The sequence below is a fragment of the Flavobacterium sp. MDT1-60 genome (genome assembly GCF_014844035.1).
In the GTDB taxonomy this organism is placed as follows: Bacteria; Bacteroidota; Bacteroidia; order Flavobacteriales; family Flavobacteriaceae; genus Flavobacterium.
This window is the reverse complement of record NZ_CP062159.1, coordinates 4,241,184-4,254,136: the sequence shown is the minus strand read 5'-3', so window position 1 is coordinate 4,254,136 and position 12,953 is coordinate 4,241,184. Positions and strand designations below refer to the sequence as shown.

Annotated in this window: 10 protein-coding genes; 1 reads left to right on the top strand and 9 read right to left on the bottom strand. The window is 34.1% G+C overall.

Annotated features, from left to right (window positions below; translation table 11 throughout):
• Positions 1-170: 170 nt before the first annotated feature.
• Genes IHE43_RS17855 through IHE43_RS17845 form a run of 3 tightly spaced genes read right to left on the bottom strand, consistent with a single transcriptional unit; the run spans position 171 to position 4,258 of the window.
• Positions 171-758, bottom strand: a complete 588-nt coding sequence (locus IHE43_RS17855) for a hypothetical protein (protein ID WP_192185157.1) — start codon at positions 756-758, stop codon at positions 171-173.
• Between the two features lie 18 nt (positions 759-776).
• The gene (locus IHE43_RS17850) at positions 777-3,296 is read right to left on the bottom strand and encodes an FAD-binding protein (protein ID WP_192185156.1); all 2,520 of its coding nucleotides are present in this window, start codon (positions 3,294-3,296) and stop codon (positions 777-779) included.
• A 20-nt stretch (positions 3,297-3,316) separates the two neighbouring features.
• Positions 3,317-4,258 (bottom strand): dehydrogenase, encoded by a 942-nt coding sequence (locus IHE43_RS17845; protein ID WP_192185155.1) that lies wholly within the window; start codon positions 4,256-4,258, stop codon positions 3,317-3,319.
• Between the two features lie 255 nt (positions 4,259-4,513).
• Between IHE43_RS17845 and IHE43_RS17840 the strand changes: the two genes are divergently transcribed.
• Complete coding sequence (locus tag IHE43_RS17840; RefSeq protein ID WP_192185154.1) at positions 4,514-4,906, top strand: helix-turn-helix domain-containing protein; 393 nt, start codon at positions 4,514-4,516, stop codon at positions 4,904-4,906.
• Between the two features lie 332 nt (positions 4,907-5,238).
• Here the strand turns inward: IHE43_RS17840 and IHE43_RS17835 are convergent, their stop codons facing one another.
• The 6 genes from IHE43_RS17835 to thrA form a co-directional block, all read right to left on the bottom strand.
• Positions 5,239-5,685: a hypothetical protein gene (locus IHE43_RS17835; RefSeq protein WP_192185153.1), complete on the bottom strand. Its 447-nt coding sequence runs from the start codon at positions 5,683-5,685 to the stop codon at positions 5,239-5,241.
• A gap of 123 nt (positions 5,686-5,808) precedes the next feature.
• Positions 5,809-6,324, bottom strand: coding sequence for a CinA family protein (locus tag IHE43_RS17830; protein ID WP_192185152.1), 516 nt, complete (start codon positions 6,322-6,324; stop codon positions 5,809-5,811).
• A 572-nt stretch (positions 6,325-6,896) separates the two neighbouring features.
• The gene (locus tag IHE43_RS17825; RefSeq protein WP_192185151.1) at positions 6,897-7,433 is read right to left on the bottom strand and encodes a hypothetical protein; all 537 of its coding nucleotides are present in this window, start codon (positions 7,431-7,433) and stop codon (positions 6,897-6,899) included.
• A gap of 224 nt (positions 7,434-7,657) precedes the next feature.
• Positions 7,658-8,947, bottom strand: a complete 1,290-nt coding sequence (gene thrC, locus IHE43_RS17820) for a threonine synthase (protein ID WP_192185150.1) — start codon at positions 8,945-8,947, stop codon at positions 7,658-7,660.
• Positions 8,948-9,182: 235 nt separating this feature from the next.
• Positions 9,183-10,103, bottom strand: coding sequence for a homoserine kinase (locus IHE43_RS17815; protein ID WP_192185149.1), 921 nt, complete (start codon positions 10,101-10,103; stop codon positions 9,183-9,185).
• Positions 10,104-10,251: 148 nt separating this feature from the next.
• The gene (gene thrA, locus IHE43_RS17810) at positions 10,252-12,699 is read right to left on the bottom strand and encodes a bifunctional aspartate kinase/homoserine dehydrogenase I (RefSeq protein ID WP_192185148.1); all 2,448 of its coding nucleotides are present in this window, start codon (positions 12,697-12,699) and stop codon (positions 10,252-10,254) included.
• Positions 12,700-12,953 lie beyond the last annotated feature (254 nt).

Below are 12,953 nucleotides of genomic sequence, written 5' to 3'. Positions count from 1 at the left end.
AATAGCCTCCTGCTTTAGCTGGAGGAACAAAATTACAATATGAAAGTGGTTTTAGCCGAAATTATTACATTTTTGGCTAAAGCCCGCTTGAATCATTCATTAACCTCCAGCTAAAGCAGGAGGCAATTAAAGATTTAGATTGTGTTTATTAAGAACCTATTTCTTTCCAATTAATATTTTGGAGTAATTCTTTTTGTCTTTTCAAGCAATTGATTTTCTTTTTCAATTAATTTTTCAAAAGGAGATTTATTTGGCAGATGTTGCTTTTGATATTGCTCAATAAGCGGAATAGTTAAAATAATTTTTAAAGCAGTATGATAATTCGTTATCTCACTTCGTTTTTTATTAATAGTATTGACTAAATTTTCCAGATCAACTTTTTGTGTGAAATATTTATCTTGACTTTTCTTAATTAAATTTATCATTTTCTGTTTCATTATGCTATCCCTTATTCCACTAATATGACTTTCTGCAGAATTGTAATAATCATCAGATTTTTGATCATAATTATAAAAAATATCAGTTGTATCTCTGGCCTTTACTTCATTTAATTCGTTTTCTAAAGCTGTCAATTCAGGAGATTTATCTACCAGTTCCTGATACAAGTTTTCGACTAAATCATTGCCTTTTCCAGGTCTTCCAATATCAAAAGTTTTTTCTTCGAATGCCTTTGGATCCTCATTCTTTTTTTGAATGGTTTCATTTTTTTGGCAAGATACCAACAGAATTAACGAAAGGAAAGCGATTTTTTTCAGCATAGTTTTTTTAAAATTATATTAATAATCATAAACATGTTCAATAGTACTATTTTCATTCTTAGCATTTCTGATAAAAAGCAATAATTTTTCAACAGACAAAAGATAAACATTTCGTTTCAGCGTATCATTTGTCACTATTTTAGATTGGTATAACAGCTTCGAATCTTTAAAATTAATTCTTTTGGATGCATTTTCAATTGTCGAAACCGCAATTTCATCATTCCCTGAAATCTCATAGATTTTCACATCCTGATTCGAAAGTTTTATTATTTCTTTTGTGAAAATTTCCCATCTTGTAATTGCAATAATCATTTTATCGCCATTTCCTTTTTTGATGATTTTTAAGTCTTTATTTTCTTTAATAGCATCAGTATTAGAAACAATTAAATAAATAAGATTAGATGGCGTTTCGTAGCTGGATTTTGCGCCCCACTCAATAAGTTTGGAATAAAAAGCCTTAAACGAAAATTCAACTGTAAACAACATCGTTCTTTCCCATTTTCTTAATGTACTGCAATCGGAATTATCAGAAGCAGACCACACTTTTTTAATCCATGGCAGAAATTCAAATTCATACCAGGCCGTTTGGTAAACAAAGTCGCTGTAGGCTTTTTGAGCATCAATTATTATTTCTTCTTGTTTTGAAATTTTGTCTTCTGCAAATAAAGAAAAGAATCTTCCCGTAGTATTTTCATAAAGAATTTTCGCGCCATATTCCATGGTCATGCTTACGCCGATGACTTGCAACATCGTTTTATATTCGGCGTTTTCAGGATAAGCTTTTGAAGTTAGTTTTATGGAACGGTCGTACAATTTCCAATATTCATCAATCGATTTATAAAAAGGAAAATCAGACGGATTTTTGCCACTTTTTAAATAGTCTGCATACTCTTTTGGATTGTAAACCAAATACCATTCAGGAACCGTTAGAACCGTTTGTTCTTCTGCTCTGAAATATTCTTTTATTTTCTTTTTTTGATGCGCTAAATTGTTCTCAGTATACGGATTATACTTGTCCAATAACTTGTTTGTAAAGCGCTGGTCCGGATCTAACTTATTTTTTAAAGCGAAATATTTGGCACTATTTGGATACCCTTTTTGAAATTGTTTAACAGTCGCGTGAGGCTGATAGGGAAGGTACCAGGTTCCGTTTTCGCTTAAAATAGCATCCGTCATTTCAAGTGTCCATTTCTTGACATGGTCTTTTGCTTCTGGATTGGTATCTTGTTTATAGTAAATTACAAAAGCAAAAACCTCTCTGTTGGCCCACGAAAGATAACTTTCATGATCCGGCAAAGCATGTCTCAGCGAAACATTTATAACATTCACCTTATTGTTCTGAAAAACGACGCTCATTTTCGGAATAAATGATTTTATATTCTCCACCGGAATAAAGTATTCCTGCAATACATACGTTGACTTTTCTCGGGAAGAAGGTTCTAATTCCTTTACATCATAACTTGCTTCTTTATTGCGCCATCGAACCGTTTTCGGAATAAAATACAAAGGATCAATGGCGTATTCGCGGATCCATTTTCCGGAATTTCCCCAGGAAACAACTCCGGATAAGTTGGACTCCAGCCAATAATTTTGAGTTTCATCTATTAAGCGGTCAGTATCAGTTAAGGGTTTTGTGGTTTTCTCCCATGAAATACTCATTATTTTGTCGTATTTCGGTGGATATAAATTCCCATTCTGAAAAATAACATTTTGGTTATTTCTAATGTTTTTATCAAAATAAGCTTTGTACTCTTCAATAGGCATGACCTGATGGAATCGTTCTACTTTTTCGTTGTCGACCAATTGCAAAGTTGCTTCGGCGATAACGCCAATTCCGCCATAACCGCCAATTGCGGCATTAAAAACATCCTGATTTACTTGTCGGTTCGCAATGATAATGTCGCCATTTGCCGTAATAATTTTTAATTCTAAAACCGAAGAAATAATAGGACCATAACCCACATATCTTCCGTGGCAATTTACCGAAATCGCACCGCCAACCGTAAAATTAGAATACGTCTGCATAATTTTGATAGACAAATTCAAAGGATCAATAACCGTCTGAATATCTCTCCAACGAATTCCTGCCTGAACCGTAATCTGCTTTTTAGTGGTATCAATACGGACGATTTTATTGAAAGATCGCATATCGATATGTAAACTGTTTTCGAAGGCCGTTTGTCCGCCCATGCTGTATTTTCCACCGCCTATTGAAATAGGTCCGGTCGTGTTTTTTATGGCAGAAACAATTTCGTTTACCGTTTTGGGTTTGATAATTTGATTGACCTGAATGGGGTTGATTTGTGTAATATCATTCAGGGTTTTATTGTCGATCGTGGTGTCGAATTTTGAATCTCCGGAAAATTGGATTAATAAGAAAATGTATAAAACAAATAAAAGCAAACCGTAAAACGGAATTGCCCTGCGTTTTTTTCTATTGATAAACCGAATCGCTTTTTTGATTCCGGCGTAAATGAATTGTATAATTTTGAGTAACCAGGCGAATAGCAATTGAATAAAACGGTAGATTTTCTTCATAAAGGCGTATAGAAAAGAGATTATATTTTTGTGAAAACCATTAAAGCATTTTTGGTAGGATCGCCTTTTTGATACAATGTTTTTTTGTTGAATTTAAATCCGATGTTTTCAACAAAAGCACAAATAAAGTCTAAAGAATAAAAGTTCCGAACCTCTTTGGCATTGTATTCCCAGGTTTCGTTTACGCCTAAATTAAAGACATCGTGCGCCAATGCAACCAACACTTTTTGATCTTCGGTATCGCAATTATGATCTCTTAAAATCAGTTTTCCGCCCACGCGCATCGTATCTCTGATCGAAGAAATGTATTGCGTTCGCAACTCTAAAGGACAATGATGAAAGCCGATATAAACAGTTACGAGATCTACACTATTGTGCGGAACATAATCCCCAAATTTGGTTTCGTAATTAGTAAATTGAATGTATGCTGCGCCAACAGCAATTTGCCCGCGCTCGACCATTTCTGTAAAGGAATATTTTGGTTTTCGGCCATCAGCATAATATCTTTTCCCTTTGATGGAAATGCTTTCTTCCAGATAATCCAGATATCGACCCGAAGATCCAATTTCTAAATAACCATTATAAGAAGTGCCTTCTCCCAACAGAGCAACCGTTTCTACCGACATTTCATTTTTTTGATGCATCAAAGCAGGAAGCTGATAGCGAACACTTGATAACATAGGTGTAATGTCGTCTAACTGTGATTGTGTTGCTGTATAAATCTCTTTATCAGTGCTTTTTGAAATCGTGTTGTCATAAATTAATTTATGGAATTCCTTCTCCGGATATAAATTAAACACGTTTTTCAAAAACAAAAAGAACTGATTTTTAAGTTTAGAATTCGTATAAATGTATTTGAAATTACTTCTAAGGAATGAAGTGGAATCAAGCAATTTGTTAGGAAACAATTGTACCGATGTGATAAAAAGTAATGATGTTTTAACGAAGTCCCTTCTTTTCATAGTTGGTTTTTGATCTATCAAACATAGTAATTATGCTTACAAAAAGCTAATTTCAGAATTAAAAAACAAAGTCACTAATTATAGAAATTCTTTAAGTGAATTAGGGAAAGTTTGTGTAACTCGCGGTTAAGAATATTGAAATGTGCATTTTGGGCTAAGGCCGAATTTGTCAATTATGAAAAGAGTATCTTACAAAACAAATTTGTTTTTTACCGAAATTTATTTTCGTTTAAGAATTTTAAATATCTTTGAATTATGAGTACAGCAATAAAACCCAAACATATCGGCAGAAATATAAGCCGTATCAGAGAGCTTAAAGATATGAAACAGGAAGCACTGGCACAGGCTTTAGGAACAAGTCAGCAGGCAGTTTCGGCTATTGAAAACAGCGAAATTGTAGACGAACAAAAACTAATTGAAGTAGCAAAGGCTTTGGGAGTTTCTGTTGAAGCGATTAAGAACTTTTCAGAGGAAGGTGTTATTAATTACTTTAATAGTTTTCATGATAATATTGTTACAACAGGTAGCATTTTTGCAACAAATTGTACTTTTAGTCCTCTTGATAAAGTAGTTGAACTTTACGAACGCTTGGTGCAAGCTGAAAAAGATAAAGTTGAGTATTTAGAGAAATTATTGAACGGGAAATAACGTTTTTAGATATATATTGATTGTAAAAAAGGGATCTTATCAAGATCTTTTTTTTATGCTTGTTTCTTATGCTGTGCGAAGTCTCCCGACTTCGTCCCCGTTCAATTAACCACAAAGCAAATTGCAATACATTGAAACGGAATATAGGAGCGGGAATTTATATCTAATTCGGGTAAATAAGCGAAGAGTTATTTCATTTTCTTGCTGACCAAATATATGTTTTTTTTGTAGATATTTCTACACTTAATACAGAGCATTTTTTTATTTTTTTAACAAAACAGATCTAAAAAAATATTTCGGAAAGCATGATCTCTCGCTAGCAAGCGATGTTTTTATATCTGATTAAATAGTTCAATTAATGCATATCTCACAGCTAATTCATATGCATATTTTTCAGAGGTTTTATAATCTCCATCAACAACCGAAAATTTTAAAATAACATTTTTATTTTTGTTGAAAATTGAAAAGATTTCAATAAACCGCATTATTTCAGGTCTAATAAGGGGTTCGTAAACTTTTGGAAGTTTTTTTTCTTCAACTTCCCATTCATATGTGTAATAATTCTGTGAAGATAATCTTTTGCTATTTAAGCTTTCTACATATTTTATTTTATCAATATCTTTTTCGATATCTAATTTTATTTTTACTTTACCATATCTTTCCGCAGTAATTTTGTAGTATTCATATTCTCCATATAAAGGAAGTTTAGATAGGTCTATTTCTTTTAAAAGTTTATCACTAATTTGGCAATAAAGACTTTCTGTTATTAATTCACTCATTTATTTAAAATTAAAAAAAGTTATTGGATGTTCAGATAATTAATTAAGTTTAAAGTGATTTTGAATTTCTTTGTGTTCACGAGCGGGACGCTCGCGCTAGCTAGAGAAAAATATTTTGGAAAGTTAAGAAACAGGTTTGTAAATAACTTCTAAAATTTTTTCTAGAATTAAATCAACTGTTTTTTCTCTTATTTCATTCCTTATTTCAATTTCATCTGTTTTAATAAAATCTATAATTTTATCAGTTTCATAAACTTCATTATTATAATAAATTGCAATATACACTTGTCCCCATTTTTTAATTACTCCTGAATTTTCTAATGGTTCAGATGCGACTCCTGTAACTGCTACATATAATTGTGCATTTGAATAAGTTTTTACTAAACCGTTAACCATTTCTACTGTGGTTTCAATTGATTCAGCAGAATGTTTAAATAGAGTTTCTGGCTTTACACCTAAAATAGAAATTTTAAGCTCAGGATTGTATGTTACAATACTACCTTTAAGGACACTTGAAGCTCCAGGAATAGATGCAATTGTACTTGCTAATAATCCTGCTGTAATACTTTCGGCACAGCATATTGTAATTTTTTTCTCAATTAATTCAGAGTTGAATTTTTTTATTTTTTCTATATCCATTTTTTATTTAAATAATTTTTAATCTTTGACATCATAAAATAAATGTACACAACTTAATTCATCCTTATAAATTAAACATTCATCTTTATAGTCTTTGCCATATGGGCATTTATCAACTTTTAGTTTCCTTACAGTATAAAATTCTAAATTATTTACTTCGTGATCATTTTCAAAATCATAAGCGGAATTAGGCAATCTTTTTTTTATAATTTAAGATATCTGTATTGACTTTTTCTACCTCCTCTGCTAGCGCGAACGTCCCGCTCGTGAGCGTTCCAATTGGTTTTGAATTTCTTTTTGTTCACGAGTGGGACGCTCTCGCTAGCGGGGAAATTTCAGTTATATTAATTTGAATTTGTCCAAAAGAAAATGCTGAGTAAAGAGGATTAAAATTGATAATTTTTTTTTCATGCGGATATTTTATAATTGCCACAAAGGTTCTCGTGCTACATGCAGGCTGGGATTAGGAAAGCCTAAACTTTTGGTTAAAAACTATTTTTCCAAATACGAGACCATCTTCAAATTTTGCCAAATCCCCAGCTTGCTTGTAGCGTGTGTTAAGAATAGTGTTTTTAATATAATTTAGGTGGATTTCCTTTAGTTTCAACTACTTTTCTAACAAAACCTTCCCATTTTCCAATTATCTGTTGCCATTCATTATTTTCAAGATAAGAAGCACCTTTTTCCAAATCAAATTCTGGTAGATAGGTGCCAGTAACTCCTCTTTCTAATATTCCGTCAGCAATTACTCCTGCTTCTCTCAATATTAATATAGGTAGTCCAATTTGAAATGCCATTGCGGGTTCTATTTGGGAGTATGGACTTGTAATCCACTTGCCTGATATGTCATATTCGCTTTCGCCAATATCACTTTTGGGTTTTCCTTTTCCAGCTTCTACAAATGTTCTTCTAAAAGCAACAGTTAGAAGTCCGTTAGATTCTAACATTAATCTTCTTATTGCAGTTAAAGGTTCATCCATATCATAATCCGTAACACCTAAAGTTCTTGGTTCAAAACCTCTTTTCTTTAAATATTCCTTAATGTCGTTAATAAACTTTTCTTGTTTAGAGTTGAATGGTTTTGGGTAACTTAAAAAAATTGAAATCATATTCTATTTATGAGGTTTTTATACATTATGCCTAACTTGTTTCGTTTTCTTGCTTTTCAAATATATGGTTTTTTTCTTACTAGATTTTTAGACTTGATGTAGAATAATTATTTTTTGGAATAAAACAAATCTAAAGAATGTTTTGGACAATAAGTATTGACTTAAAAAACAAAACGACTGAAAAAATATCAGTCGTTTTATAATGTACAAATATAATAATTTGGTTATCCCAAAAATTCCTTCAATTCCTCATAACTCTTAATCTTCACACTCACTTTATCCTCATTCATAACACTCTCAATTTGTTCTGGAATCGGAAGTGTAATGCCTAAAGCAGGTTCAACCACATCTAAGAATTTAATAGGATGCGCCGTTTCTAAGAAAACACCAATCGCGTTATCGTGTTTTTGTAATTCTTTTTTCAAACCTAAATAACCCACAGCGCCGTGTGGTTCTGCGATGTAACCGTCGGTGTTGTAAATTTGTTTTAGGGCTGCTAGTGTTTCTTCATCGGTATAACTGTACGATGAGAAATCTTTTTCGAAAGCCTTTAAATCATTGTTGTACAATTCCTGAATTCTAATAAAGTTGCTTGGGTTTCCAACATCCATAGCGTTCGAAATGGTTGCTTTAGAAGGTTTTGGATCGTATTTTCCACTTTCCAAGAATCTTGGTACGGTGTCGTTTACGTTGGTAGACGCTACAAAATGTTCAATTGGTAAACCTAATTTTTTTGCCATAATTCCGGCACAGATATTCCCGAAATTTCCGCTTGGGCAGGAGAAAATCAATGGTTTGTTTTGTTTTTTCAACGCTTTGTAAGCAAAGAAGAAATAGAACATTTGTGGCAACCAGCGCGCAATATTAATAGAATTCGCCGAAGTCAGGTTTTTATGCGCTAAAGTTTCATCTAAAAACGCTTTCTTCACCATGTCCTGGCAATCATCGAAAACACCATCTACTTCAAGTGCTTTAATGTTTTTCCCTAAAGTGGTCAATTGTTTTTCCTGAATGTCGCTCACTTTTCCTGACGGATATAAAATCACAACATCAACACCGTCAACACCTAGAAATCCGCTCGCAACCGCACCTCCCGTATCTCCGGAAGTCGCTACCAAAACCGTATTTTTACTGTTTTTTTTATCTTTATTAAAATACGCCAGACAACGTGACATAAATCGCGCTCCAACGTCTTTAAAAGCCATTGTTGGCCCGTGGAATAGTTCCAGCGAATAAATGCCGTTTTCAACTTCCACAACCGGAAAATCAAAAGACAAAGTATCTTTAATAATTTCTCTTAAATTGTCTTCAGGAATGTCATCGCCCACAAATTGCTGAATCACATCAAAAGCAATATCGTTATGGCTTAAATTCTCGATTACATTAAAAAACGCCGGATTTAAAGGTGTAATGATTTGCGGAAAATACAATCCTTTATCACTCGCTAATCCTTGTATTACAGCTTCTTTAAATGAAACTTCCGGTGCATTATGGTTTAAACTATAGTATTTCATGGTTAATTTTAGATTTTAGATTTTAGAAAAAAGAGAATAGAGTATAGAAAATAGACTTTTCTTTGACGAGTTTCTCGCGAGGATTTCTCCTTCGTCGAAATGACAAACTGTACGTGATGTACTTCGCGTGGACTTCGACTTCGCTCAGTCTACAAAGTTCTACACAATTTTTAATTCTAAATTTTTAATTTTTAATTGAATACAACCAAATTTGTGTAAATTCGTGAAATTCGTGTTATAATATCCTAACCCCATCCGGATTAATTTTCGAAACGTGAATTTCATATGGCAAATTCATGTTTTCGTAAACATCGCTCATGGCTTTGGCGATTTGGTCGGCGGTGTTTTTTCCTCTGCTTAAAGCAAAAATCGACGGACCGGAACCTGAAATCCCGGAACCTAACGCGCCGTTTTCTAATGCCGTTTGTTTGATTAAATCAAAACCTGGAATCAAAACGCTTCTTAAAGGTTCTACGATTTCGTCATGAAGTGATCTTCCGATCAAATCGTAATCTTTGGTGTATAAACCGGCTATTAATCCACCAACATTTCCCCATTGCATAATCGCACTTTTTAGGGACACGGTTTGTTTTAATACCGAACGCGCATCTGACGTTTTCAATTCAATTTGAGGATGAACCACAGTCGCGTACAATTCTTCCGGACTATCAATTCGGATAATATCAAGCGGAGCATAACTTCTTACCAAAGTAAATCCGCCTAAAAGGGCAGGAGCAACGTTGTCGGCGTGTGCATTTCCGCTGGCTAATTTTTCGCCCTGCATGGCAAACTGCACCAAATCTTTACGGGAATACGGTCTTCCTAATAATTCATTAATCCCGAAAACTGCTCCGGCAGAACTTGCAGCACTGCTTCCAATCCCGCTTCCGGCTTTGATGTTTTTGTAGATTTCGATTTCAAATCCGCAATCTACATCCAGCGTTTCTAACATTGCCAAAGCCGCAACACCCGAAACGTTTTTTTCGGTTTCCAAAGGCAAATCGGCACCCACAATTTTAGTAATACGAACTCCTTTTTGATCTGTTTTTCTAACAATCATTTCATCGCCCGCAGTGTCTAAGCAAAGTCCAAGTACGTCAAATCCGCACGAGAGATTCGCGATGGTTGCCGGGCAAAATAGTTTAATCTGTGTCATTTGTTATAAGGTTCAAAGTGGCAAAGGTTCAAAGGAACAAAGGCTTTGCCTCTAGATATTTTTATATTTAGCTTCAAAGGTTCAAGAAGGCAAAGTGACAAAGTAAAAACCTTTGAACCTTTGCACCTCTGTGCCTTTGTCCCTTTTTTTAATTATTTCCTATTCTAATAACGTCCGCAAAAATTCCTGATGCCGTAACCGCTGCTCCGGCTCCGGCGCCTTTGATCAATAACGGCTGATCTACGTAACGATCTGTATAGAACAATACGATATTATCTTTTCCTTCTAAGTTGTAGAAAGGATGATCTTTAGCGATAAATTGCAGGCCAACGCTAGCTTTTCCGTTTTCGAATTGTGCTACGTATTTCAATCGTGAATCTTTTGCCAAAGCTTCTGTATAAATTTTTTCAAAATGAGGAGCATGTTTGATTAACGATGCAAAAAAAGCTTCGTTATTTGTTGTCTCCAAACATTCGGCAGGCAAAAACGATTCGTTGGCGATGGCGTCAATATCCATTTCATAACCGCTTTCGCGAATTAAAATCAGGATTTTGCGGGCAACGTCAATTCCACTCAAGTCTATTTTTGGATCTGGTTCTGTAAAACCCTGAACTCCTGCTTCTTTAACCACATCGTGAAAAGAATTATTCTTGTCAAAATTGTTGAAAATGAAGTTCAGACTTCCTGATAAAACGGCCTGAATTTTATGCACTTTATCGCCAGAAGCAATTAAGTTTTTTACGGTATCAATAATTGGTAATCCCGCACCAACATTCGTTTCAAACAAAAACGGAGCGTTGTATTGGCGTGATAAACTTTTTAGCTTTTTATAATTGTCATACGCAGAAGAACAGGCAATTTTGTTACAGGTTACAACGGCAATACTTTCTTTTAAGAATTTCTCATACATTTCAGAAACGCTTGCATTTGCCGTAATATCCACGAAAATACTGTTACGTAAATTCAGTTCTCTTGCACGTGCGATGAATTCTAATGGAATAGCTTCTTCACCTTTGTCTAAAGTCGATTTCCAGTCTTTTAATGAAATTCCGTCTTCGTCAAAAAGCATTTTTCTTGAGTTTGACAAAGCAATTACGCGAACATTAATCTTTAAATTATCTTTTAAAAATTTCCTTTGGTTGTGAATTTGCTCGATGAATTTTTCACCCACATTTCCAACTCCCATTACAAATAAATTCAGCTGTTTGGTGTTTTCTTCAAAGAAGTTTTCGTGCAACGTATTCAACGCTTTTTTAACGTCTCTTTCGTTGATTACAGTCGAAATATTACGCTCAGATGCACCTTGCGCAATCGCACGGATATTCACGTTGTTTTTTCCAAGAGTACTAAACATTCTACCACTCAAACCTTGGTGGTTTTTCATGTTTTCTCCAACCAAAGCAATAATGCAAAGGTCTTTTTCTACTATGGCAGGATCGATTTTGTTTTGAAGAATTTCTACTTCAAAAGCTCTGTTGATCGCAGCTTCTGCATTTTCGGCATCCGAATTTAAAATTCCGATACAAATAGAGTGTTCAGAAGAAGCCTGAGTAATGAAAATCACATTGATTTTTTCCTGAGACAAAACCTCAAATAAACGTCTTGAAGAACCCGCAACTCCAATCATTCCAGGACCTTCAAGTGTTACAAGCGAAATATTATCGATATGGCTGATTCCTTTTACAACCGAATCTTTAGATGAAACCTGATTAGAAATTAAAGTTCCTTCAGCTTCCGGTTCAAAAGTATTTTTAATTAAAATTGGAATACTTTTTCTTAAAACTGGCTGAATTGTTGGCGGATACAACACTTTGGCACCAAAATGCGATAATTCCATTGCTTCCTGGTAAGAAATTGTCGCAATTGGCTGTGCTTGTTTTACAATTTTCGGGTTGGCAGTAAACATTCCGTTTACGTCTGTCCAGATTTCTAATTGCGATGCATCAAGTGCTCCGGCAATAATAGCTGCAGTATAATCTGAACCTCCACGGCCTAAAGTAGTCGTGATTCCATCAAGAGTTAAAGCGATAAATCCAGGTAAAATATTGATTTGCGATTGATTTTCGGCAAAATATTCCTGAATCAATTGGTTTGAAATTTCAAAGTTTACTACAGCTTTTCCGAAATCAGCATTTGTTTTGATTATTTCGCGGCTGTCTTTGTAAACTACATTTTTATCAATTTGCTGATATGCCTGCGCAATGATATAAGAAGAAAGTAATTCTCCAAAACTCAAAATAGTATCAGCCGTTCTTGGAGATAATTCGCCTAATAAGAAACATCCATCCAACAAAGTTTCTAAGTGATTGATGATTCTTTTGATATGGCTCAACAAACTGCTTTGTTCACTAACCGGAATAAGTTCTTTTAAGGTATCAAGGTGTTTTTTCTCGATTTCAGCAACAATTTCTCTGAAGCTTTCATCATTTGCTGCCGCTTTTGCTGCTGCTAGCTGCAATAGATCGGTTACTTTGCTTAAAGCTGAAACCACAACAACTAATTGATCTTGCTTTGATTTTTGGTTAACAATTTCGAGAACGAGTTTTATATTTTGAGCATTGGCAACCGAAGTTCCGCCAAATTTTAATACTTTCATTTTGATGTTTTTTTTCTTTTTACGCAAATATTTTTATGTATCCAATGACTCTCTTCTTTCACGAAAAAAGTATAGATAACCAGGATTATATGTAAAATGTATACCCCTAAGGGGTAGTAGTTGTAGAAATTGTTGTAGCAGCAATTGCAACTCCAGTTTGAGTTGTCATTGTAGATTGATATTTTGCGCTGTTACTTTTCATTTTTGATGTTTCAAAAGTACAGATTTTTATAAAAGCGAAAAACCTTTATTTT